This is a genomic window from Brevundimonas sp. NPDC046655 (assembly GCF_044901625.1).
GTDB lineage: Bacteria > Pseudomonadota > Alphaproteobacteria > Caulobacterales > Caulobacteraceae > Brevundimonas.
The window spans coordinates 187,981-209,563 of the sequence record NZ_JBJDPV010000005.1 but is presented as its reverse complement, the minus strand read 5'-3'; the positions used below and the strand labels follow the sequence as shown (position 1 = coordinate 209,563).

Sequence of the window (21,583 nt, the reverse complement as noted above, 5' to 3'; positions counted from 1 at the left end):
ATCAGGCCTCGCCGCGTTGAATGATGACGCCGACCGAGGTGGTCGGGTGCCCCCACAGCGACATCCTCAGATGCGGCTGGTCGCGATAAGGCATGACGTCGATGTACTGCTCGACCAGGCCGTTCCCCATGGAGAAGTCGAACGGGGCCGCGCAGTGTCCCTTGGCCTGCAGGCGCGCGACCAGGTCTTCCAGATCCCGGCGTCGGAACAGGACCGTGTCCTGATGATCGATCGTCTCGGTGTTGGAGCCGTAGTTGTATTCGGAGGTATGCACCGCCCAGCCGCCGGGCTTGAGACAGTCGATCGAGCGCTCGACGAAGGCGAGGCCCTTCTCGATGGAGCCCAGGTGCTCAAAGGCGCAGGCCGACCAGCAGAAATCATAGCCCGTCAGATCGTCCGGGACGTGGTTCATGTCGCAGGTGCGGAACTCGACATTGGCGTCGAACAGATCGTCAGGACAGACCGCCGGCTTGCGCAAGGCCGCCTTGCCCTGAGCGTGTTCGTTGGTGAGAATCCAGCCCATCTCCTCGGCGCGCTCGACGGCCATGTCGGTTGCCGTGATCCGGCAGCCCTCGGAGGCGAAATAGGCGCTGAGGGGCTCCGATCCGACGCCGAAACCCAGACCGCGCGCGCCAGGACGTATCGCGCCGCGTTCCCACAGCGCCTGGCAGATGAAGACGAACTCCCACAGCTTGCGATGGTAGCGCAGGCCTTCGTCCAGGCGTCGGCACCAGTAGGAAAAGGCCGGGGTTTCAAAGCTGTCCTGTCGGCACACCGTGCTGAAGGGAAAGACGTTCTGACCGGGCTGGCCGTTCAGCAGCGGCGGCTGACCTTCCCATGCGCTGCGTTCAGGCAGGGCCAGGGCGCTGTAGAGCAGCCGCGTTTCGCGTCGGTGCTCCTCCAGGGCCTGGGCCAGCCGCGCCACCTGGGTTTCGAGCACCTCGAGTCTGGCCGGAGCCTTGGCGAGTCGCTGGCGAAAACGTGCCGAGCGTTTCGAGAAGGGATTGAACAATGGGACCTCGATGGCGGCGGCGACTCGAGCGAGCGACGACTGGAGCTTCTGTCTTAACCGGCCGGCTTTGGCCATCCCCCCGCGCGGCTCAGGGCGCTGAGGCGGGGCTTGTCGATTTGCTGGCCGATCCAGCGGGCGCTCTCGATCAGCTTGTCGAGGTCGTAGCCGGTCGAGAAGCCGGCGCGTTCCAGCATATAGACCAGGTCCTCGGTGGCGATGTTGCCGGTGGCGCCGGGCGCGAAGGGGCAGCCGCCGATGCCCCCAGCGGAGGCGTCCAGAATGTCGATCCCGGCCTCGACCCCGGCGTAGGCGTTGGCCAGGCCGGTGTTGCGGGTGTCGTGGAAATGCAGGCGCAGGACAGCGTCGGGGGCGGCCTTGCGGGCGGTCTCGACCTTCTTCGTCACGCTCCAGGGATCGCCGACGCCGATGGTGTCGGCTAGGGCGATCTCCTCGACGCCCAGGGCGGCGATGCGGGCCACCAGTTCGCTGACCTGTTCGACCGAGACCTCGCCGTCGAAGGGGCAGCCCCAGACGCAGGACAGGGTGGCCGTCAGCTTGGGCGTGGCGCCCGGCGCGCCTTCTGCATTGGCACGGCCCGCCATGATGTCGGCCAGCATCTGCACCTGCTGGTCGACGCTCAGGCCCTGGTTCTTCAGGCCGAAACCGTCGGTGGCGGACATGGCCACGTTGACCTCGTCCACCGCCGTGCCAAGCGCCCGGTCATAGCCCTTGCCGTTCAGGACCAGGCCGATGCGGCTGCGGCTCTCGGCGGGGGGCAGGGCGGCCATGACCTCTTCAGCCCCGGCCATCTGCGGCACATATTTGGGGTGGACGAAGCTGACGGCCTCGATCCGTTTGGCGCCCGCACCTTCGAGGCGCTGCACGAAGTCGGCGCGGACGGCCGGAGTCAGCACGGCTTTTTCGTTCTGCAGGCCGTCGCGCGGCCCGACCTCGACGATCTGGATGAAGCGGCCCATCAGCGCGCGCTCCGTTCGCCGGCGCCGGCGGGCGCATAGACGGTCAGGCGCACGTCGTCGCCCGAGGAATAGTTGTGGCCGCTGACCACGCCGACGGCGCGTCCGGCGGCGCCCAGGTCAGCCAGCGCGCGGCGGAACTCTTCGTCGTCGTGGGCCTCGACGATGGCGGGGCGGCCCTCGGCCAGGGCGCGGGCGGCGCCGGGGCCGTCGGTCAGCTGGGTGTCGCGGCCGGTCAGGAAGACGAAGCTGGGCTCATGGAAGGTCGTGATGGCCACCGGGCCGGGATAGCGACCCTGAGCCGGGCTCAGCTCAGCCGACTCCAGCGTCTTCACCAGACGCGGAGCGATGGACAGGGGGCGCAGCTGGCGGATGGTCCCGGCCAGACCGGCGTGGGCGATGACGCCGCACGCGATGGCGGCCAGAACCCCGGTGATCGCCGCCCGGTTGACCAGCAGGAAGCCGCCGACCGCCGCCGCCATGACGGCGAAGACGATGGTCACCGTGGCCCAGGTCTGGGCCGTCGAACGCCCGAACTCGGTCAGGCCATAGACAGTGATGGCGCAGATGATGACAGCGGCGAACAGGCCCAGCAGGGCGCCGGAAATGCGCGAGACCTTGCCGATCGGCTGGGTCAGGGCGGCGGCGGCCAGCAGGGCGATCGCGCCGAAGGTGGGCAGGGTGTAGTGCCACAGCTTGGTCGGGGCGATCTCGAACATCAGCCAGGCCGGGACCAGCCAGCAGATGGCGAAGCGGATGGCCGGCTCGGCGCGGCGATGCCAGCCCGTCGACAGGGCGGTGGGCAGCATCAGGGTGACGGGGAAGAGCAGCAGGGGCGACAGCAGGGCGTACATGCCGATGAAGCCGCCGTGGCTTTCGTGGGCTCCGGCCAGCTTGGGCGCCAGGTCGCCGCCGATGGCTTCACGCCAGAAGCCGCCGTCGGTGGCGATGGTGATGGCGATGGCCCAGGGCCCGACCAGCAAGGCCACCAGAGGCAGGCCCCAGCCCCAGCCCAGGCGACCCAGCCATCTGATGTTCCGGTCCCAGACCGACAGGGCGATGATCGACAGGGCCACGACCAGCAGGCCGATCGGTCCCTTGATCAGGATGGACAGGCCGATGCCCAGCCAGAACAGCAGCTTGTGCCAGCGCACCGGCTTCTCGCCCGCCCGCGTCGCCATATAGATCCGCGCCAGCGCCGCCATCGACAGGGTCGTCAGGCCGCACAGCATGGCGTCGGTCTTGGCGATGCCCGCTTCGGACGACAGCAGGAAGGTGGCGCCCAGCATGGCGCCCGCCAAAAAGCCCGCGCGATTGCCGAACAGGGCCGCTCCCGCCCAGGCCACGGCCCAGGCGGCCAGCATGGCCCCGAACAGCGAAGGCAGGCGATAGGGCTGGATGTTGCGGTCCTCGACGTCCGAGGTCAGGCCGACGGCCACGGCCTGCATCCAGTAGATGCCGACCGGCTTCTTCCAGCGCGGTTCGTCCTGGAAGCGGATATCGACATAGTCGCCGCTTTCCAGCATCTGCGCGGTCGCCTGGGCGAAGCGGCTCTCGTCGCGGTCCAGCGGCGGCAGCAGCAGCAGGCTGGGCAGGCCGGCGAGCAGGGTCAGCAGGGCCGCCAGAACGGGGCCGCGCCAGCCGGCGATGAGGTGATCCAGGTTCAGGCGGTTCATGGCGCTGTCGTATCACGCCGACGCCGCCCCCCGGAAGCTTCAGCTTTGCATCCGCCGCGCGCGCCGTTTTCCTCGACCCCGCCAATGCGCTACAGAGCGACAAATGATCGACAGCTTCGCTTCCGCTCCTGAAATTTCCGTCGTCGTGCCGGTGCATGACGAATCCGGCGCCGCCGTGCCCCTGGCGCGCGAGATCGCCGAAGCCTTTGCCGGTCGGTCCTACGAGATGATCTTCGTCAACGACGCCAGCCGCGATTCGACTCTGGCCGAACTACAGGCGGCGATGGCGGAGCTGCCGGCCCTGCGCGTGCTGTCGCATTCGACCAACGCCGGTCAGAGCCGGGCCGTGCGCACCGGCGTCCTGGCCGCGCGGGCCCCGATCGTGGTCACGCTGGACGGCGACGGCCAGAACCCCCCGGCCGACGCCCCGCGTCTGGCTGACGCCCTGATCGCAGCGCCGCCCAGCGTCGCCCTGGTCGGCGGCGTCCGCGCCAAGCGTCAGGACAGCAACGCCAAGCGTCAGGCCTCCTTGTGGGCCAACCGCATCCGCAAGAAGCTGCTGTCTGACGACGCCGACGACACCGGCTGCGGGCTCAAGGCCTTCCGCCGCGACGTCTTTTTGCGGCTGCCCTACTTCGATCACATCCATCGCTACCTGCCGGCCCTCATGATCCGCGAGGGTTACGAGAACCGCTATCTCGACGTCGATCACCGTCACCGCGAGACGGGCCGCTCGAAGTACACCAACTGGGGTCGGCTGCGGGCGTCGTTCTCCGACCTGCTGGGCGTGATGTGGCTGAAGTCGCGCTCGCGCCGTCCAGGCGCGATCAGCGAGTTCTGATCGAACCGCGGCCATATGGCCGAGCGCTGGAAACAGGGTTAAGCAGGGCGATCTGGAGGGGCCGTCCATGCCGATCGCCATACCGCTGCTGATCGTGCCGGTCGTGATCTACAACCTGGTGATCCTGCTCGGCGGGGCGGGCGCTGACCCCCTGCTCGGGCCGACGGCGGTGCTGGGCGAGGTCCTGTTCCGCGTGCCGATGACCTCGGGCGCGATGTGGAATATCAGCATAGGCGACCTGATTCTGTTTCTGTCGCTGATCCTGCTGTTCGTGGAGTTGTTGAAGTCGACCTCCAGCCAGAGGGTGGCCATCGTCAATCACGCCCTGTCGATGGCGCTGTTCGTGGTCTGCATGGTCGAGTTCCTGCTGCTGCCGGGTTTCGCCGGATCGGTCTTCTTCCTGATCCTGACCATGGTGCTGCTGGACGTGCTGGCGGGCTTCATCGTCACCATCGTCGCCTCGCGGCGCGACTTCGACCTGAATCCGCGCTAGGGCCTTAGGTCAGGGGCGCCCGCGCCATGAGGTAGGCGGGGCCTTTGCCTTCGGCCTTGTAGGCGTCCACGGTCTGGCGACGCAGTCGGGTCAGCACCGCGCCGCGCTCGTCGCGCAGCTCCAGTCCGTTTGGCGTCATTCGCCAACTGCGCGCCTTCGATAGCTCGGGCAGACGGCAATCCTCCAGCAACAGGCCGTAGCCGCCGTTCGCCGCATTGAGGTTGAGCGCCAGCAGACATCCGCGCGCGTCGCCGGCGATGGAAATGCGCCACAGGCCGACCGCATCCTGCGGCACGGCTTGGGAAGGCGTCGAAGCAGAAGTGGTCATCGAAGATGGTCCAGAACAGGCGGACGCCGAGGCGGCGACGGCCCAGGCGAGAATGGATACCGCGACGGTGGTGGGGCGGCGCATGATACAATCCCTGAAGCGGAAGGCACGTCATCCGGCTGTTCACCAGAGTCTATCCCGATGGGGAACGACGCGATAGGTTGCCGGTTTCCGCCCATGGGCCCTTGGAAAGCTGCGTGTTCAGAAGCCTTCTTCCTGACGGGCCGGGGACCCGGCCCCTGGCCGACGCCTTCCGGGCCTGCCGGACCCATTTTCTGTGGGCGGCGGGGTTCAGCGCCCTCGTCAATCTGCTTTATCTGACGCCGACCCTCTACATGATGCAGGTCTATGACCGCGTCGTGCCGACGGGCGGCTTGACGACCCTCGCCTTCCTGACGGTGATCGCCGTCCTGGCCCTGGCGGCGCTGTCGGGGTTGGACTGGATCAGGGGGCGGCTGCTGCTGCGCGCCGGACTGCGCCTCGATCGGCTGCTTTCCGCCCGGGTTCTGGCGCGGGTCACGGACCGCGAGGGCCCGGCGCCGGGCTCCCAGGTCCTGCGCGAGTTCGACAATGTTCGCTCGGCCGTGGCGGGGCAGGGGGCTCTGGCCCTGTTCGACGCCCCGTGGACCCCGATCTACCTGCTGTGCTGCTTCTTGCTGCACCCGGCCATAGGCGTTCTGACCCTGGTCGGGGGGGCTGTCCTCGTGGCGTTGGCCGTCGCCAACGAGCGCGACAGCCGCGCCCGTCTGAGCGGGGCCATTCAGGCCGCCAACGTCGCCTACGCCGCTCAGGAAGCCATCGCCGGTCAGGCCGAGGTCGTGCGGGCTCTGGGCATGCGCGAAGCCAGCATCGCCCGCCAGATCGACCAACGCCACGAGGCCGTCTCGCGCCAGGCTGACGCCCAGCTGACCGGCGGCCGCTACAGCGGCGCCATCAAGTTCGTGCGTTTGACGCTGCAGTCGCTGGCCCTGGGCGTCGCCGCCCTGCTGGCCGTGCGTGGCCAGTTGTCGCCGGGCGCCATCATCGCCTCCTCGGTCCTGCTCAGCCGCGCCGTGGCGCCGATCGAGCTGCTGGTCGGCGCCTGGCCCGGCCTGGTTCAGGCCCGTGCGAGCTGGCGTGCGCTGATCGATCTGTTCGCCTCTACGGCCTCACAGGACATTCAGCGGACGGCTCTGCCCGAACCGCGCGGTCGGGTGACGCTGGAGGGCGTGTCCCTGCGCTACGCCGGCACGGAGGCGCCGCAGCTTCGGCAGGTGTCTCTGGCCCTCGCGCCGGGCGAGGTGCTGGGCGTTATCGGGGCCAGCGGTTCGGGCAAGACGACGCTTGCGCGCATCCTGGCGGGGGGCATGAAGCCGACCGCCGGCGTCATTCGCCTGGACGGCGCGGCCTATGAGGCGCGGCCCGGCGACGATCTGGCGCGCCATATCGGCTATCTGCCGCAGACCCCCAGCCTGTTCGCCGGGACGATCAAGGACAATATCGCCCGCTTCGCCTCGACGCTGGAGCATGATCCGGTTCTGGTGGATCGCGAGGCGGTCGCGGCGGCCCAGGCGGCGGGCGCGCACGACATGATCCTGCGGTTGCCGCTGGGCTACGACACCCTGCTGGGACCTTTCGGCGCTGGCCTGTCGGCGGGCCAGGCCCAGCGGGTCGCCCTGGCGCGGGCCATGTTCCGTGATCCGGTGCTGCTGGTGCTGGACGAACCCAATTCGAACCTGGATCAGGAAGGCGAGACCGCCCTCCTGTCCGCCGTCAAAAGCTCGGCGGCGCGCGGCGCGGCCGTCGTGGTGGTGGCCCACCGGGCCGGGGTTCTGGCTCAGGTCGACCGGCTGCTGATGCTCACGGACGGCGCCGTTCAACTGGAGGGACCTCGCGAGACCGTGCTGGAACGCCTGCGTCACGCCGCTCCGAGTCGGAGCTCCCCAGCATGAGCGCCCCGCCTTCGCCTCCGATCGCCGCCGGCGACGCGCCGGGTCGTGACATCCGATTGGGGGCGGCGATCTTCGTCGCCTTCTTCGTCGTCTTCCTAGGCTGGGCCGCCTTCGCACGGCTGGATGCCGGCGCCTACGCCCAGGGCGAGGTTTCAGTGTCGGGCAACCGTCAGGCGGTTCAGCATCGCGAAGGCGGGATCGTCTCGGCCCTGAAGGTGGCCGAAGGCGACCACGTGGCGCGCGGCCAGGTGCTGGTCGAATTGGCGTCCGGCGAACTGATCGCCGCCGAGCGGGGACTGGCGGGGCAAGTCTATGCCCTGCTGGCGCAGCGGGCGCGTATGATCGCCGAACGGGATCGGCTGGGCGCGATCCAGACCCCGCCGGAGCTGACGGGCTTGCCGCCCGAGGATCAGGCCCTGGCCGACGAGGCCATGCGCCTGCAGCGACTGCAGTTCGCCGCCCGTCGCGTGGGGCGCGGCACCGAAACCGGCGTTCTGTCGCAGCGCTCGCAGCAGTTGGAGCAGCAGATCGCCGGTCTGGAGCGGCAGATCGCTTCGAATTTGGAGCAGCGTCGTCTGATCGTCGAGGAACTGGACGGCGTGCGCTCCTTGGCCGCGCAGGGCTATGCGCCCCTGACGCGCGTTCGGGCGCTAGAGCGCACCGCGGCCTCTCTGGAAGGCGAGGAGGGGTCCTTGCGCGCCCAAGTCGCCCGCGCCCGCGAGGCCATAGGCGAGACGCGGTTGGAGATGTCCGGGGTGACGACAAAGCTGAATGAGGACGTGGCCGAGCAGTTGAAGCAGGTCGAGGTGCAGTTGAACGAACTGCGTCCCCGTCTGGCGGAGGCGCGCGCCCAGATCGCCCGCAACCAGGTTCGCGCCCCGGCCACCGGCCAGGTGGTGGGCCTCAGCGTCTTCACGGTCGGCGGCGTGGTCCAGCCGGGGCAGATCCTGATGGAGATCGTGCCGGACGACGCCTCTCAGGTGATCGTCGCCTCGGTCAGCCCGGGCGACATCGACAGTCTGCGTCCTGGGCTGACTACCGAGGTGAAATTCCCGGGCTTGCGCGACCGCAACCCGCCCATCATCCACGGCCGCGTGATGCGCATTTCGGCCGACCGCCTGACCTCGGAAACCCCTTCGGGCGCACATCCCTTCTATCGGGTGGAGATTGTCGTGCCGGCCGAGGAAATGGTTCGTCTGGGCCCATCAGCGACCAACATCCGTCCGGGGATGCCGGTCGAGGTCGTGGTCGTCACGCGCAAGCGCACGGCGCTGCAATATCTGTTCGAACCCCTGACGCGCAGCCTGTTCCGTTCGGGCAGCGAGCGCTAGCTGAAGGCGACGAAGACCAGGGCGACCATAGTCACGTCGAACAGGCGGGCGGCGAGGTTGAGGACGGCCATGGGGCAAACTCCGGTCGAAGACGCCGGAGTCGTCGCAAACGCCGTGCCATCGGCCGGGCGGGCCTAGATTTCGGTCTGTCTGGCCCGACCCACGCGGGGGCGGCGGTCGCGCTTGCCCGAGTATTCCGCACCCAGATAGGTGGAGCGGGCCGCGTCCAGCACCGGCGGGCCGCCCTTCAGGCCGCGCTTCTGGCCTGTCTGCCCGATCACCTGGGCGGCGAACAGGGCCGGAGGGGCGCTTGGCGACACGGCAGGCTTTGCCGGGGAGGCGGCATGATCGACCCGCTCGCCGGCCGGGACGACGGCGCGCGACGTCGTTGCGGCCTCGGCGGCGGCGCGTCGATCACGGCCGCGCCGGTCGCCTTCGCGGCGCTCGTGCACTGTGTGGCCTTCGATCGGACCGACCGGACGCACGCCGTCCGTCATTTGCCGGCGCCGGCCAGGCGCTCGATCTGGGCCCGCATCTCGTCCATCTGGCGACGCATCTCATCGAGGGCCGGATCGGCCTTGGCCGCGGACGCAGGCTCAGGAGCTTTCTCCGGCTCGGCCTGGGGACGGCCATAGGCGGCCATGCCGGGGAACATCTTCATGGCGCGCTCGAACATGGCCATGTTCTGGCGCACGGCCTCTTCCATCAGACCGCCGCCGGGCGTCCCGGCGAAGGCGCGGCTGAACTGGCTGCGCAGCTGCTCCTGCTGGCGGGTGAAGCTGTCCAGCGACATTTCCAGATAGGAGGGCAGGACCGACTGCATGGAGTTGCCGTAGAAGCCGATCAGCTGACGCAGGAACTGGACGGGCAACAGGGCCTCGCCGCGGCTTTCTTCCTCGAAGATGATCTGGGTCAGGATCTGACGTGTCAGCTCGTCATTGGTTTTGGCGTCATAGACGACGAATTCGACCCCCTCGCGCACCATCTGCGCCAGGTCTTCCAGCGTCACATAGGCGCTGGTGGCGGTGTTGTAGAGCCGCCGGTTCGCATACTTCTTGATGACGACGACGCCGTCACGGGTTTTTCCGCCCTCGGATTTCTTGTCGTTCACGCTTGTTCTCGCGTTGTTGCAACGCCGCACTATCACGCGTTGCGCGCGCGAAGGCCAGAGGGCGCTTTTCCGTCAGGCCGCACCGGGGGCCAGGACCACGCCGATCAGGATGGCCGCCCAGTGCACGCCGGCCCCGGCGACGACGAAGCCGTGCCAGATGGCGCGGCGGAACTTCACCTTCTGACTGATGAAGACGAAGACGCCCGAGGTGTAGATCAGCCCGCCTGCGACCAAGAGCCCCAGCGCCAGCGGATGCACCGTCTCGATCATCGGCTTCAGCGCAAAGATCGCCACCCAGCCGAACAGGACATAGACCCCGCTCCAGAAGACGTCGGAAATGCGCGGGGCGAACATCTTCACCCCGACCCCGGTCAGGGCCATCAGCCAGACGGCCAGGGTGAAGCCGATCGACCAGGCCCCCTCGAACCTCTGGGTGGTGAAGGGGGTGTAGCTGCCGGCGATCATCAGGAAGATGGCCGCCTCGTCCAGGCGTCGCAGCACGGGGCGGGCGGCGCAGGGGTGGGTCTGGTTGTAGATGGTCGAGGCCGTCAGCATGGCCAGCAGGCATACGGCGTAGATGGCGGTGGCCACCACCGCACTGATCCCGCTGTAGAGCCCCGCGAGCACCGCCAGGATGACGCCGCCGACGGCCGCCAGGGCCAGGCCCACGATATGGACCCACAGGTCGGCCAAGCGCTCGGCGCGCGACTGATAGTGCTCGATCATGTCGAGGTCGTCGGGCGTCCACACCCGTCTCGCCAAGGATTTCAGCCGCACCAGCATCACTCCTGAAAAGCGTTCGTTGAGGGGATCGTTCCCGGCAGATTGCGCCCGGATGATGACGAAGAGCTGAACTTCGCACTTGCGAGAGGTGACGCGGAGTGTGCAATGCGGCACAACCTCGATCAGAATTTCTCCCCGGAGTGAATATCATGACTGACGTAGTGATCGTTTCCGCCGCCCGCACCCCGGTCGGCTCCTTCCTCGGCGCCCTGTCGACCCTGCCCGCTTCCAAGCTGGGCGAGGTGGCCATCAAGGCGGCCCTGGAACGCGCGGGGGTCGCGCCCGCCGACGTCGACGAGGTCATCCTGGGGCAGGTGCTGCAGGCGGGCGCGGGTCAGGGCCCGGCGCGTCAGGCCGCGATCGGCGCCGGCCTGCCCAATGAGACCCCGGCCTGGAGCCTGAACCAGCTGTGCGGCTCGGGCCTGCGCGCCGTGGCTCTGGCCTATCAGCAGATCGTTCAGGGCGACGCGAAGATCGTCGTCGCCGGCGGTCAGGAAAGCATGAGCCAGTCGCCCCACACCGCCCAGCTGCGTAACGGGCAGAAGATGGGCGAACTGGGCTTCAAGGACAGCATGCTGCAGGACGGCCTGATCGACGCCTTCCACGGCTATCACATGGGGCAGACGGCCGAGAACATCGCGAACAAGTGGTCGATCGACCGCGCGTCTCAGGACGCCTTCGCCGTCGCCTCGCAGAACAAGGCCGAGGCCGCCCAGAAGGCCGGCAAGTTCGTCGACGAGATCGCGCCCGTCACCGTCTCGACCCGCAAGGGCGACGTGGTCGTGGATCAGGACGAATACATCCGCCACGGCGCCACTATCGAGGCGATGGAGAAGCTGAAGCCCGCCTTCGTCAAGGACGGCTCGGTGACCGCCGCCAACGCCTCGGGCATTAACGACGGCGCCGCCGCCCTGGTGCTGATGTCGGCCGAGGAAGCCAAGGCGCGCGGCCTCGAGCCTCTGGCCCGCATCGCCTCCTGGGCCACGGCGGGCGTCGACCCGGCCATCATGGGCACCGGTCCGATCCCGGCCTCGAAGAAGGCGCTGGAGAAGGCGGGCTGGACCGTCGCCGACCTGGATCTGATCGAGTCCAACGAAGCCTTCGCCGCCCAGTCGCTGTGCGTGGTCAAGGAACTGGGTCTGGATACGGCCAAGGTCAACGTCAACGGCGGCGCCATCGCCATCGGCCACCCGGTCGGCGCCTCGGGCGCCCGCGTCCTGACCACACTGCTGCACGAGATGAAGCGCTCGGGCGCGAAGAAGGGTCTGGCCACCCTCTGCATCGGCGGCGGCATGGGCGTGGCCCTGTGCGTCGAGCGCTAACCTTCAGACGGCAGGCTGATACGAAAAAGGCCGGTGGAGCGATCCACCGGCCTTTGTCTTTTGGAAGCGGCGCTCCGGATCAGTCGCGCAGCAGTTCGTTGACACCGGTCTTGGCGCGGGTCTGGGCATCGACGCGCTTGACGATGACGGCGCAGTACAGCGACGGGCCGCCGTTCGGATCGGGCAGGGCGCCCGGCACCACGACCGAATAGGCCGGGACCTCGCCGCGGAAGATTTCGCCGGTGGCGCGATCGACGATCTTGGTCGAGCCCGACAGATAGACGCCCATGGCCAGGACCGCGCCTTCGCGGACGATGACGCCCTCGGCGACCTCGGCGCGGGCGCCGATGAAGCAGCCGTCCTCGATGATGGTCGGGTTGGCTTGCAGGGGCTCCAGCACGCCGCCGATGCCCGCGCCGCCGGACAGGTGGACGTTCTTGCCGATCTGGGCGCAGGAGCCGACCGTGGCCCAGGCATCGACCATCGAGCCTTCATCGACGAAGGCGCCGATGTTCACGAAGGACGGCATCAGCACCACGTTCCTGGCGATATGCGCGCCGCGACGGACGATCGCGCCTGGCACCGAGCGGAAACCGGCGGCCTGATAGTCGGCGGCGCTCCAGTCGCCGAACTTGTTCGGCACCTTGTCCCAGAAGGGGCCGACAGCGACCGGGTGGTCGGCCGACAGCGGCAGGGTGGGAGCGTGGCCCGCGCGCATGATGACGTTGTCGTTCAGGCGGAAGGACAGCAGCACCGCCTTCTTCAGCCACTGGTGCGTGGTCCAGACGCCGTCTTCACCGCGCGTGGCGACGCGGGCCTGACCGGAGTCGAGCAGGGCCAGGGCGGTGTCGACGGCGTCGCGGACTTCGCCGCGCGTGGCGGCCGAAACCTCGGCGCGGGCTTCCCAGGCGGCTTCGATCACGGATTCCAGATGGGTCAGGTCGGTCATTGCGGATCTCCGTCCAGCATGGCGGTGGTCAGGAAGGGGCCGACGTTGGCGGCCCGGTGTTGGATGTGCGCGCCCTCGGCGGTGAAGGCCTTGGGCCCGACCAGAACCGTGGTCATGCCGATGGCGTGCGCCGGCTCCAGGTTCTTGGGCGTGTCCTCGAAGAAGCAGGCGGTGGTCGGATCGACGCCGAAGCGGGCCAGCATCTTGTCGAAGGTGCGCGGGTCCGGCTTGGGGATCAGGTCGGCGTCCTCCAGGGCGAAAACCCCGTCGAAGAAGCGCGTCAGCTCCAGCCGCTCCATCACCCGCCGGGCGTGGCCGATCGAGCCGTTGGTGAAGATCAGGCGCGGGCCGCTCAGACGTTCCAGCGCCGCGTGCAGGCCGGGATCGGGCGTCAGCACGTCCAGCGGCACGTCGTGGACCTCGGCGAGGAAGTCGTGCGGGTCGATCTCGTAGTGCATCATCAGCCCGGCAAGCGAGGTGCCGTAGTCGTGCAGATAGCCGCGCTGCACCGCCAGGGCCTCGGCCGATTCCAGGCCCGAGGTGCGCACCACATAGTGGTTGATGCGCTGCTCGACCTGTTTCAGGAACTGGGTTTCAGGCGGATAGAGGGTGTTGTCGAGGTCGAACACCCAGGACCGGACATGGCGCAGGTCGGCGCCGATCTCGGTGCTCGCCGCCAGCGGCGAAGTGCTCACTTCGCTTTCACCAGCGTGCCCGCGCCGAACTCGGTGAACAGCTCGACCAGCATGGCGTGGGGACGGCGACCGTCCAGAATGACCACGGCCTCGACGCCCGCGCGGACGGCGGCCATGGCCGTCTCCAGCTTGGGGATCATGCCGCCGTTGGCGACGCCGGTGTTGATCAGGCCTTGCGCCTCTTCCAGGTTCATCTGGCGGATGATCTCGCCGTCCGCGCCCTTCACGCCCGCCACGTCGGTCAGCAGCAGCATCCGCTTGGCGCCCAGCGACCCGGCGACGGCGCCCGCCACCGTGTCGGCGTTGACGTTGTAGGTCATGCCGTCCTCGGCCACCCCGATGGGGGCGATGACCGGAACCCAGTCCTCGGTCTCGGAGGCGATCAGGCCCTTGATCAGCTTGGGATCGACCTTGGTCGGTTCGCCGACGAAGCCCAGATCGACCTCGTGCTCGATCATGCTGTCGGGGTCGCGCTTGGTGCGCTTGGTCTTCTCCACCGTCAGCAGGCCGGCGTCCTTGCCCGACAGGCCGACGCCGCGCACGTCGGCTTCCTTGCCGGCGACGGTGATCCAGTGGGCGATCTCCTTGTTGACGGCGCCGGACAGGACCATCTCGGCCACCTGCATGGTGTCCTTGTCGGTCACGCGCAGGCCGTCGACGAAGGCGGATTTCACCCCGGCCTTGTCCAGCATGGCGCTGATCTGCGGCCCGCCGCCGTGGACCACCACGGGGTTCACGCCCATCAGCTTCAGCAGCACCACGTCGGCGGCGAACTGCTTGGCCACGGCGCTCTCGCCCATGGCGTGGCCGCCGTATTTGATGACCACGGTCTCGCGGTCATAAACCTGGATATAGGGCAGGGCCTCGGCGAGCGTCTTCGCCGTTTCCCAGCTGCGTTCCTCGGATTGCCGTTCGGTCTCTTTCATGATGGCCGCTCGATAGCGTCGAAGGCCGCGCGAGTCACGACGAAACCGGGGTGGGCGCGGGGCGTTTGCCCCCTCATGAGCCCCTCCATAGACCCCACGGACATCGACGACCGCGACATGGGGCCGGGCGATCCCGTCGATCCGGCGTCGCTGCAGCACCCCGACGCGACCCTGTGTCCTGAATGTCAGGGCACAGGCGCACTGATTTCAGGCGAGACCTGCCCCGTGTGCGAAGGGACCGGCAAGGCGGTCGGTCGCTCGGGCAGCGCCTGACGCGCAGGAAGCCTTAGCAGGGCGCATCCGGGAACAGGTCGCAAGCTTGATTAAAGGCCTGACGGATGCCGTCCAGCGCGCGCTGCAGGTCGGGGTGGTCGCCGTCGCGGGCGGTCAGCAGCAGAAGCTGGTGGGCGCGGCGGATCTGGTCAGGAACCCGTTCATCGGCGTTTTGACGTTTCAGCTCGGCGGACAGGAAGTCGTCCACGCGGGCCTCGGCCTCGGTGCTGCGATCAAAGGCTACGCCGAGATCACGGCTCATCCGTTGGACCTGCCCGCGCCAGTCGGCGATGAAGTGGGACCAGGCCAGGAAGCGGCGGGGCAGGTTGCGGCTGACGCGCTCGGCGTCGGACACATGGCGAAGCCACAGCCGCAGGGCATGGCTGCGCGACATGGCGTTGCGGGTCATCAGCGAGGCGGCCACCTCAGCCGGGGGCCTCACCGGACTGATCACGACGACGCGGTAGCCGCTGTCCTCCAGCACGCCGCGCCAGAAGGTGAACAGGCGGCAGATGCGGGGGTCCTTGAGAACGATCAGGCTGGCGTCGCCGAACTCGGCCGCAAGCCTGTCCGCCGCCTCGACGCGGAAAGCGTGCAGGGCGTCGCCGACGGTCGCCAGATCAAAGCGCCGCCAGTCGTGCCAGGTCGAACCGCCCGCCGCCAGCAGGCGGTCGTTGAGCCCAGCCAGGACCTCGCTCTCCCAGAAGCCCTTGGGGTTGTCCTCGGCGGGCTGCATCAGGGTCTGAGGCGCGGTGGCACCCAGCAGTGCGAGCGCGCCCGCCACTGACGAGGTGCCGCTGCGATGCATCCCCAGAACCACCAGGGCCATCTTGCCGCTCATTCGATTGACCCTGTCTGCGCCCCGGCGATGCGCCGGCCCCGCGCTTGTTAGTCGCTGTCGGCGTCAGGCGGCAAGGAACCAGTCGTCGTGGCCGGGCGAATGGATCAGGCCGTCGTGCGGATGCAGCCCATCGAGCGCCAGGTTGACCTGGATCGGCTCCAAGGGCGGCAGGGTCTGGGGCCGGGCGTCCAGGCTTTCGTCGGCGAACAGGGGCGGCAGGGCAAGAAGCCCTTCCAGCTCCGCCGGAAGGACAAAGGCGTCGGCCTGATGCCAGCCGTCCGTCAGGTCGCCAAAACCGTCGTCGGCCCGCGGCAAGGTCTGCGGTTCAGCGGCGCCGTCCTGGAAGGCTTCCGGTTCGGGCGCCCGGTAAAGGCCGGCCTCCAGGTTGCGGACCTGATTTTCCCAGGTCGACTGATAGGAGGCCCGGTGCTCCGGCGATTCCGAGAAGATGATCACCAGTTCGGCGCGCGTTAGACCGTTGTTGAGGGCGGTCACGTATTCGCCCAGACCCTTGGCGTCGGCCTCGCGGTCCAGAACGAAGCGGTAGATCTGTTTGACGAAGTCGGTGTTCGACAGATCGCCGTAACGGGCGCGGAATTCGGGCGACTGCACCATGTTGTCGGCGAATTGCTGCAGGCCATAACCCTGGTCCACGGCGCCGCGATAGTGGTCCAGCCCGCCGATGTCGGGCACGCGGTCCAGAACGCTGTCGTACAGACGGGCGACGGCGATGGTGGCTTCGTCCTGGACCCAGATGCCCCGGCTCTCGATCTTGGATGTCACCAACTGCCTGTGCTCGGCCGACTCGCTGAAGACGGCCAGCAGATCCAGGCGCGACAGGCCGTTGTTGAGCGAGGCCACGTGCTGCGCAAGGCCGGCGGCGTCCGGCTCACGGTCAAGCGAGTAGCGATACATCAGTCGGACATAGGTTTCATTGTCCGTACCGCCGAAACGCGTCTGGAATTCGGCCGAACCGGACAGGATTCTCAGAATGTCCGTGACAGTCGCGCCCGAAGACAGCTGCTGGGCGTAGGTGGCGAGACCGACCGGGTCCGGCTCACGGTCGAAGGCCGCGTCATAGAGACGATAGACGACGGCGTAGGCGTCAGTGGTCACATAAGACCTCACGCCATCCAGGAATTTGATTTTCTCGATTGACGACAGCGAGTCCGTGCCGCCGTCGCGTCCGCCGCTGACGGCCGTCGAACTGATCGAGGCGTAGCCTCGCGACAGGCCGCCGAAGACGGCGGTGTCGATCCCCGCTCCTCCTGCCAGATTGTCGCTGCCCTTGCCGCCGATGAGGATGTCGTCGCCGTCGCCGCCGACCAGATAGTCATTACCACCGAGGCCTACGAGGACATCGTTGCCGCCGCCGCCTTCGAGCGAGTCGTTCTGTTCGGTGCCCGTCAGGGTGTCCGGACCGGCCGTACCCGTCAGGCTGACGCCGGTGTTGGTCGACAGGGCGATGGTCTGATCGGCGAACTGAAGGAATTCAATGTTCACCAGGGTGTCTGTGCCGTCGGGGCCGGTGACCACCACCTTGGGACCTGAGGTGTCGATCGTGTAGGCTGAGCGATTGCCGCTGAAAACGGCCGTATCAATGCCGCCGCCGCCGTCCAGATCGTCGTTGCTGGCGCCCCCGGTGAGCCGGTTGTTCGCCGAGTTGCCGACGATGACGTCCGCGCCGCCGCCGCCGATCGCGTTCTCGATCACCGCGCCCATCGCGATGGAGACGTTGCCGATCATGCCGCCGACGTTGGAAAAGTGTCCCTGGCGCAGGTCGATCACCTGCCTCTGGCTATAGATCGAGAAGTCGAGGGTATCGATGCCGCCCGCGTCCCACACGCTGAATATGGCGCCGATGCTGGAGTTGTTGGTGGTGAACCAGGGCAGGCCGGTGTTCGAGTTGAAGCCGTAGACCGTGTCGCCGGTCCGCGTCGTCATGTTGGCGCCGTACAGGCGCTGGATCGCGGCGATGTCGTCCAGCAGGGGCGCAGAAGAATAGGAACGGAAGAACGAGGCGCCGGTGTTGCTCTCGCTGAAGTAGCTCATCACCGAGTACTGACGAGAATCTTCATAGTAGGTGGCGTGCTTCGCGTAGGTGATCGTCTCGTTGTCCGACGCGTTGTAAGCTGCGGGATGGCTGAGGCCGATGGCATGGCCGATCTCATGAACCAGAACCTGCTGGCCGTACCCCAGTTGGATCGGTGAGATGTTGTAGCTCAGGGTATTGTTGATCCAGACGTCGCCAGACGCCGATCCGAAGGCGCTGGAGCCGGGCATGTATGCGAAGGCCGCCGCGCTGTCCTGGCCGCCGGAATAGTTGCTGAAAAGCAGGGTCGCATTGTCGGAATAGCCGTTGCCGTCATCGACACGAACGAAGCGGATGTTGGCCACATCGGACCAGGTTTGCAGCGCCAGCAGGGTGGCGGCGATCTGCGTCGCCGAAAACTGGCTGAAGCCCGTGGTGTCGGTCGGCATGGTGGTCGGCGCATTGCTGCGGAAGGCGAAACTGACCGTCACACCCGAGCCAAGGGGTTGGCCGCCGAGCCAGGACGCCCCTGTTCGCGTCAGCTGCAGAGCCGCGTCGCTGATCGTCAGAGAGGGTTTGCCGCCCGGAGCCGGTCCCAGGCCGCGAGCGTCGGCGTTCAGGAAGTACAGAGGATCGTCAAGGCCGCTGGCGACGGGAGCGGGCGAGCTATCTTGATCGGTCTGGAATGAGGACATGGACGCCTGCCGAAGGACTGAGAGCGGTCACACTAGACAGTGGAGAGAGACAGGCAAGCGATGCAGCAAAGACTAATGTAATCTCGCGCCGATCGTCGGGATCGTGCAACTCGGCTTCTCGGCTCTTCGCATCCATGGCGGTGCAGTCTAGGAGGGGGAATGGTTCTCTATCCTGTGATCATGTGCGGCGGCGCCGGCACGCGTCTGTGGCCCGCTTCGAGGCCGTCGCGGCCCAAGCAGTTCATCCCGCTGGCGGGCAATCGCTCGCTGTTTCAGGAAACGGTGCTGCGGGTCGCGCCTCTGGCCGTCGAGGGCGGCCGGCTGATCGTGGTCGGGGGCGTGGGCCACCGCGACTGGATTCTGGATCAACTGGAAGAGGTCGGCGTGGACGCCCAGGTTCTGCTGGAGCCGCAGGCCCGTGATTCCGCGGCGGCCATGGCGGCGGCGGCGATCTGGACCCAGGAACACGATGCCGACGGCGTCAACGTCTTCCTGGCTTCCGACCATCATGTGCCGGACAATCTGGCTTTCCGCCGGGCAGTACGAGAGGCGGCGACGGGGGCCGGGGGGGGGCGGATCGTCACCCTTGGCGTCATGCCGACCGCCCCGTCCTCGGCCTATGGCTATATCAAGCCGACTGGGCGCGGCCTGTCGGAGGTCGAGGCTTTCCGGGAAAAGCCGGATGCCGAGATCGCCGCTGCCTACATTCAAGACGGCTACCTCTGGAACAGCGGTAATTTTATCGTTCGCGCCGACGCCCTGGTGCGCGAGTTGCGACAATTTGCGCCAGGCGTGGAGGTCGCAGCGCGGCAAGCGCTCACAGACGCGCCGCCCAGTCCGGTCCTGGTGCTGGGTGACGCCTTCAACCAGTCCCCGAAGATCTCGATCGACTATGCGGTGATGGAGCGCACCGAACTGGCGTCCGTGCTCGAGGTGGACTTCGACTGGTCAGACCTTGGAGCCTGGGATTCGATCGCCGACACCGGCGAAGGTGATTTCGGTCAGCACATCCTCGAGGATTCTGATGGTTGTCTGGTTCGGGCGCCGGAGGGCACGATCGTCGCCGCCCTTGGCGTGAGAAATGTCGCGATCGTGGTAGAGGCAGACGCTGTTCTGGTCTGCGATCTGTCACGGGCGCAGGACGTCAAGCGGGTCGTGGCCCGCGTCGGTGCGGCCTTCCCGCAGCATCTGGACTTCCACCGACCCGCACCGGAGACCCTGGGAGATGGCGCTGCGCGCTTCGCGGAGTGGCTTCGGGTTCGAGCCCTGCCGATGTGGAGCGCTATCGGGCAGCAGTCCGACGGACGCTTCGCCGAGGCCCTGACGCTGGATTCTCGGCCGCTCGTGGCCGCGCGCCGGACGCGCGTTCAGGCGCGCCAGATCTGGACCTATGCTGAAGCGGGACGCCTTGGCTGGCAGGGCGGCTGGAGCCGTGCGGTCTCTACGGGCGTCGAGGCCCTGCAATCGGCCTATCTTCGACCGGACGGTCTCTATCGCACCCTGCTGGCGCCGGACGGCGCCGCATTAGACGAGACGGCGCGGGTCTATGACCACGCGTTCATCATGTTTGCGCTCGAAGCGGCGCGCAGCGTCGAGGCGACGCCGGGGGCCATGGAGGCTCTGGCTGTCGGCGTGCGGGAACGCCTGGCCGCCCATCGCATGGCGAACGGCGCCTTCGTCGAGGAGGGGGAGGCGCCCTTCCAGGCCAATGCGCACATGCACCTGCTGGAGGCCTGTCTGGCCTGGGAGGAAGGCGGCGGCGATCAGGGCTGGGCGAAGCTGGCGGATGAACTCGTGGACCTTGCGCGCAATGTCTTCATTGACCGTGAGGGCGGTTTCCTGCGCGAATTTTTCACGGCGGACTGGACGCCGGCGACGGGCGAGCGCGGCCGGCTGGTCGAGCCGGGCCATCAGTTCGAATGGGCCTGGCTGCTGGCGCGCCATGCCCGTCTTCGCGGGAATTCCAATGGTCGGGACCTGGCCTTCCAGCTTTACGACTGGGGCGCGCGCGGCATCGCGGGCCGGATGCCCGTGGCCCTGGACGCCATTGACGATCAAGGGCGCCCGCTGGGCGGGAGGGCGCGGCTCTGGCCCCAGACCGAATGGCTGAAGGCGTCCTTGCTGCTGGCGGAAGACGCGCATGACGGCCAACGTCGTCGTCTTCTGGATGACGCCGCCGCCGCCATGAGAGCGCTGTGGTCCTACCTGACGCCGGAAGGGGTCTGGCGCGACAAGCGTCTGGCCAAGGGCGGCTTCATCAATGAGGCCGCGCCAGCCAGCACCTTCTACCACATCATGTCGGCCTTCACTCAACTGGAGGCCACGGGTCGCAGCAAGGAATTGTCGGGTTTGAATCAGCTTTCGCTGCAATAGGGGCTATCTGTGTCTGACCATGTTCTGGTGACAGGCGGCGCCGGCTATATCGGCAGCCATACCTGTCTGCGTCTGGCCGAAGCAGGCTTTACGCCGGTGGCCTTCGACAATCTGTCGAACGGACATGAAGCCTTCGTCCAGTGGGGGCCGCTTGAGCGAGGCGACGTCCGCAGCCACGCCGATGTCGAGCGCGCGCTGGATCGCTGGTCGCCGGTCGGGGTCATCCACTTCGCGGCCCTGATCGAGGTCGGTCTGTCGTTTCAGCAGGTCGGCGACTTCTACGAGACCAATGTCGGCGGGGCCCTGACGGTTCTGCGCGCCATGCAGGCGCGGAACATCCAGCCCTTCGTCTTCTCCTCGACCTGCGCCACCTATGGGGAGCCGCAGTACCTGCCCCTGGACGAGGATCACCCTCAAGCTCCGATCAGTCCCTACGGTCGTACCAAGCTGATGGTCGAGCAGGCGTTGAAGGATCTGGCGGCCTACGGCGGAATCCGTCCGATCATCCTGCGCTATTTCAACGCTGCCGGGGCTGATCCACAGGGACGTATCGGCGAGCGGCACGATCCGGAAACACACGCCCTGCCGATCGCCGTCGAGACGGCGCAGGGGCGGCGCGAGGCCTTTTCTATTTTCGGCGAGGACTACGACACCCGCGACGGCACGGCCGAGCGCGACTACGTCCATGTTCTGGATCTGGCCGATGCTCATGTGCTGGCGCTGCGTCGTCTTCTGGAGGGCGGCGCCGGGGGAGAGGCGTTCAACCTGGGAACCGGCGGTGGCGTGACCGTTCGAGAGCTTCTGGAGGCGGTGTCCAGGGCGAGCGGCCGGCTCGTGCCTTCGGTTTCGCAGCCGAGACGTCCGGGCGACGCCCCTCGATTGGTGGCGGACAACCGCGCCGCCCGCGAGAAGCTGGCCTGGCGTCCGAAGCGCGACATCGCCGACATGGCGCGCGACGCCTGGGGCTGGCATGGTCGCGCAGTAACGATGTGATCCG

At 67.7% G+C, this 21,583-nt stretch carries 20 protein-coding genes; 8 read left to right on the top strand and 12 right to left on the bottom strand.

Annotation, left to right across the window (positions count from 1 at the left end; genetic code table 11):
• Nucleotide 1: 1 nt before the first annotated feature.
• The 3 genes from ACI2KI_RS14560 to ACI2KI_RS14550 are packed head-to-tail and all read right to left on the bottom strand — an operon-like array spanning nt 2 to nt 3,662.
• The gene (locus ACI2KI_RS14560) at nt 2–1,087 is read right to left on the bottom strand and encodes an SAM-dependent methyltransferase (RefSeq protein WP_404621203.1); all 1,086 of its coding nucleotides are present in this window, start codon (nt 1,085–1,087) and stop codon (nt 2–4) included.
• Nucleotides 1,066–1,989 carry a hydroxymethylglutaryl-CoA lyase gene (locus ACI2KI_RS14555; RefSeq protein ID WP_404621201.1) on the bottom strand — a complete coding sequence of 308 codons (924 nt, stop codon included), beginning with the start codon at nt 1,987–1,989 and terminating at the stop codon, nt 1,066–1,068. Before ACI2KI_RS14555 ends, ACI2KI_RS14560 begins: the two co-directional genes overlap by 22 nt.
• Nucleotides 1,989–3,662 (bottom strand): ArnT family glycosyltransferase, encoded by a 1,674-nt coding sequence (locus ACI2KI_RS14550; protein WP_404621199.1) that lies wholly within the window; start codon nt 3,660–3,662, stop codon nt 1,989–1,991. The genes ACI2KI_RS14555 and ACI2KI_RS14550 overlap by 1 nt, the downstream gene beginning before the upstream one ends.
• Nucleotides 3,663–3,765: 103 nt before the next feature.
• On the opposite strand from ACI2KI_RS14550, the gene ACI2KI_RS14545 reads away from it, so the two are divergent.
• Together ACI2KI_RS14545 and ACI2KI_RS14540 are read left to right on the top strand one after the other, a co-directional pair.
• On the top strand, nt 3,766–4,503 hold the full coding sequence (locus ACI2KI_RS14545) for a glycosyltransferase family 2 protein (protein WP_312062157.1): 738 nt from the start codon (nt 3,766–3,768) through the stop codon (nt 4,501–4,503).
• Nucleotides 4,504–4,570: 67 nt separating this feature from the next.
• Complete coding sequence (locus ACI2KI_RS14540) at nt 4,571–4,996, top strand: hypothetical protein (RefSeq protein WP_404621197.1); 426 nt, start codon at nt 4,571–4,573, stop codon at nt 4,994–4,996.
• Nucleotides 4,997–5,000: 4 nt separating this feature from the next.
• Here ACI2KI_RS14540 and ACI2KI_RS14535 read toward each other — a convergent pair whose 3' ends face one another.
• Nucleotides 5,001–5,408 carry an AprI/Inh family metalloprotease inhibitor gene (locus ACI2KI_RS14535; RefSeq protein WP_404621195.1) on the bottom strand — a complete coding sequence of 136 codons (408 nt, stop codon included), beginning with the start codon at nt 5,406–5,408 and terminating at the stop codon, nt 5,001–5,003.
• A gap of 113 nt (nt 5,409–5,521) precedes the next feature.
• Here ACI2KI_RS14535 and ACI2KI_RS14530 point away from each other — a divergent pair, with 113 nt between their 5' ends.
• On the top strand, nt 5,522–7,255 hold the full coding sequence (locus ACI2KI_RS14530; protein WP_404621193.1) for a type I secretion system permease/ATPase: 1,734 nt from the start codon (nt 5,522–5,524) through the stop codon (nt 7,253–7,255).
• Nucleotides 7,252–8,586 carry an HlyD family type I secretion periplasmic adaptor subunit gene (locus tag ACI2KI_RS14525; protein WP_404621191.1) on the top strand — a complete coding sequence of 445 codons (1,335 nt, stop codon included), beginning with the start codon at nt 7,252–7,254 and terminating at the stop codon, nt 8,584–8,586. The genes ACI2KI_RS14530 and ACI2KI_RS14525 overlap by 4 nt, the downstream gene beginning before the upstream one ends.
• A gap of 134 nt (nt 8,587–8,720) precedes the next feature.
• Here the strand turns inward: ACI2KI_RS14525 and ACI2KI_RS14520 are convergent, their stop codons facing one another.
• The 3 genes from ACI2KI_RS14520 to ACI2KI_RS14510 all read right to left on the bottom strand — a co-directional run bounded on the left by ACI2KI_RS14520 (nt 8,721) and on the right by ACI2KI_RS14510 (nt 10,480).
• Complete coding sequence (locus tag ACI2KI_RS14520; RefSeq protein ID WP_404621189.1) at nt 8,721–9,083, bottom strand: hypothetical protein; 363 nt, start codon at nt 9,081–9,083, stop codon at nt 8,721–8,723.
• Nucleotides 9,080–9,697, bottom strand: a complete 618-nt coding sequence (phaR, locus tag ACI2KI_RS14515; RefSeq protein WP_404621187.1) for a polyhydroxyalkanoate synthesis repressor PhaR — start codon at nt 9,695–9,697, stop codon at nt 9,080–9,082. Before phaR ends, ACI2KI_RS14520 begins: the two co-directional genes overlap by 4 nt.
• Nucleotides 9,698–9,769: 72 nt before the next feature.
• The gene (locus ACI2KI_RS14510; RefSeq protein ID WP_390182408.1) at nt 9,770–10,480 is read right to left on the bottom strand and encodes a hemolysin III family protein; all 711 of its coding nucleotides are present in this window, start codon (nt 10,478–10,480) and stop codon (nt 9,770–9,772) included.
• 149 nt (nt 10,481–10,629) lie between these two features.
• On the opposite strand from ACI2KI_RS14510, the gene ACI2KI_RS14505 reads away from it, so the two are divergent.
• Nucleotides 10,630–11,802 (top strand): acetyl-CoA C-acetyltransferase, encoded by a 1,173-nt coding sequence (locus ACI2KI_RS14505; protein WP_404621185.1) that lies wholly within the window; start codon nt 10,630–10,632, stop codon nt 11,800–11,802.
• A 79-nt stretch (nt 11,803–11,881) separates the two neighbouring features.
• On the opposite strand, the gene dapD is transcribed toward ACI2KI_RS14505, so the two are convergent.
• The 3 genes from dapD to argB are packed head-to-tail and all read right to left on the bottom strand — an operon-like array spanning nt 11,882 to nt 14,372.
• A complete protein-coding gene (dapD, locus tag ACI2KI_RS14500) occupies nt 11,882–12,751 on the bottom strand; it encodes a 2,3,4,5-tetrahydropyridine-2,6-dicarboxylate N-succinyltransferase (protein ID WP_313102389.1) in 870 nt (289 codons plus the stop codon).
• Nucleotides 12,748–13,446 carry a pyrimidine 5'-nucleotidase gene (locus ACI2KI_RS14495; RefSeq protein ID WP_404621183.1) on the bottom strand — a complete coding sequence of 233 codons (699 nt, stop codon included), beginning with the start codon at nt 13,444–13,446 and terminating at the stop codon, nt 12,748–12,750. The genes dapD and ACI2KI_RS14495 overlap by 4 nt, the downstream gene beginning before the upstream one ends.
• Nucleotides 13,443–14,372, bottom strand: a complete 930-nt coding sequence (gene argB, locus ACI2KI_RS14490) for an acetylglutamate kinase (RefSeq protein WP_404621181.1) — start codon at nt 14,370–14,372, stop codon at nt 13,443–13,445. Before argB ends, ACI2KI_RS14495 begins: the two co-directional genes overlap by 4 nt.
• A gap of 75 nt (nt 14,373–14,447) precedes the next feature.
• Here argB and ACI2KI_RS14485 point away from each other — a divergent pair, with 75 nt between their 5' ends.
• Entirely contained in the window at nt 14,448–14,645 is a 198-nt protein-coding gene (locus ACI2KI_RS14485; RefSeq protein WP_404621179.1) for a hypothetical protein, read from the top strand.
• Nucleotides 14,646–14,658: 13 nt separating this feature from the next.
• Here the strand turns inward: ACI2KI_RS14485 and ACI2KI_RS14480 are convergent, their stop codons facing one another.
• Both ACI2KI_RS14480 and ACI2KI_RS14475 read right to left on the bottom strand, forming a co-directional pair.
• Nucleotides 14,659–15,486 (bottom strand): hypothetical protein, encoded by an 828-nt coding sequence (locus ACI2KI_RS14480; protein WP_404621177.1) that lies wholly within the window; start codon nt 15,484–15,486, stop codon nt 14,659–14,661.
• 63 nt (nt 15,487–15,549) lie between these two features.
• On the bottom strand, nt 15,550–18,213 hold the full coding sequence (locus tag ACI2KI_RS14475; RefSeq protein WP_404621175.1) for a DUF4214 domain-containing protein: 2,664 nt from the start codon (nt 18,211–18,213) through the stop codon (nt 15,550–15,552).
• A 159-nt stretch (nt 18,214–18,372) separates the two neighbouring features.
• Here ACI2KI_RS14475 and ACI2KI_RS14470 point away from each other — a divergent pair, with 159 nt between their 5' ends.
• Both ACI2KI_RS14470 and galE read left to right on the top strand, forming a co-directional pair.
• On the top strand, nt 18,373–20,586 hold the full coding sequence (locus ACI2KI_RS14470; RefSeq protein WP_404621173.1) for an AGE family epimerase/isomerase: 2,214 nt from the start codon (nt 18,373–18,375) through the stop codon (nt 20,584–20,586).
• Nucleotides 20,587–20,595: 9 nt separating this feature from the next.
• Nucleotides 20,596–21,579 carry a UDP-glucose 4-epimerase GalE gene (galE, locus tag ACI2KI_RS14465; protein WP_390182417.1) on the top strand — a complete coding sequence of 328 codons (984 nt, stop codon included), beginning with the start codon at nt 20,596–20,598 and terminating at the stop codon, nt 21,577–21,579.
• Nucleotides 21,580–21,583: the final 4 nt, after the last annotated feature.

What these genes read in the sequence shown, in the direction of transcription:
- ACI2KI_RS14560 (WP_404621203.1), bottom strand. Translation starts at nt 1,087, where the DNA reads ATGGCCAAAGCCGGCCGGTTAAGACAGAAGCTCCAGTCGTCGCTCGCT.
- ACI2KI_RS14555 (WP_404621201.1), bottom strand. Translation starts at nt 1,989, where the DNA reads ATGGGCCGCTTCATCCAGATCGTCGAGGTCGGGCCGCGCGACGGCCTG.
- ACI2KI_RS14550 (WP_404621199.1), bottom strand. Translation starts at nt 3,662, where the DNA reads ATGAACCGCCTGAACCTGGATCACCTCATCGCCGGCTGGCGCGGCCCC.
- ACI2KI_RS14545 (WP_312062157.1), top strand. Translation starts at nt 3,766, where the DNA reads ATGATCGACAGCTTCGCTTCCGCTCCTGAAATTTCCGTCGTCGTGCCG.
- ACI2KI_RS14540 (WP_404621197.1), top strand. Translation starts at nt 4,571, where the DNA reads ATGCCGATCGCCATACCGCTGCTGATCGTGCCGGTCGTGATCTACAAC.
- ACI2KI_RS14535 (WP_404621195.1), bottom strand. Translation starts at nt 5,408, where the DNA reads ATGCGCCGCCCCACCACCGTCGCGGTATCCATTCTCGCCTGGGCCGTC.
- ACI2KI_RS14525 (WP_404621191.1), top strand. Translation starts at nt 7,252, where the DNA reads ATGAGCGCCCCGCCTTCGCCTCCGATCGCCGCCGGCGACGCGCCGGGT.
- ACI2KI_RS14520 (WP_404621189.1), bottom strand. Translation starts at nt 9,083, where the DNA reads ATGACGGACGGCGTGCGTCCGGTCGGTCCGATCGAAGGCCACACAGTG.
- ACI2KI_RS14510 (WP_390182408.1), bottom strand. Translation starts at nt 10,480, where the DNA reads ATGCTGGTGCGGCTGAAATCCTTGGCGAGACGGGTGTGGACGCCCGAC.
- ACI2KI_RS14505 (WP_404621185.1), top strand. Translation starts at nt 10,630, where the DNA reads ATGACTGACGTAGTGATCGTTTCCGCCGCCCGCACCCCGGTCGGCTCC.
- dapD (WP_313102389.1), bottom strand. Translation starts at nt 12,751, where the DNA reads ATGACCGACCTGACCCATCTGGAATCCGTGATCGAAGCCGCCTGGGAA.
- argB (WP_404621181.1), bottom strand. Translation starts at nt 14,372, where the DNA reads ATGAAAGAGACCGAACGGCAATCCGAGGAACGCAGCTGGGAAACGGCG.
- ACI2KI_RS14485 (WP_404621179.1), top strand. Translation starts at nt 14,448, where the DNA reads ATGAGCCCCTCCATAGACCCCACGGACATCGACGACCGCGACATGGGG.
- ACI2KI_RS14480 (WP_404621177.1), bottom strand. Translation starts at nt 15,486, where the DNA reads ATGAGCGGCAAGATGGCCCTGGTGGTTCTGGGGATGCATCGCAGCGGC.
- ACI2KI_RS14475 (WP_404621175.1), bottom strand. Translation starts at nt 18,213, where the DNA reads ATGTCCTCATTCCAGACCGATCAAGATAGCTCGCCCGCTCCCGTCGCC.
- ACI2KI_RS14470 (WP_404621173.1), top strand. Translation starts at nt 18,373, where the DNA reads ATGGTTCTCTATCCTGTGATCATGTGCGGCGGCGCCGGCACGCGTCTG.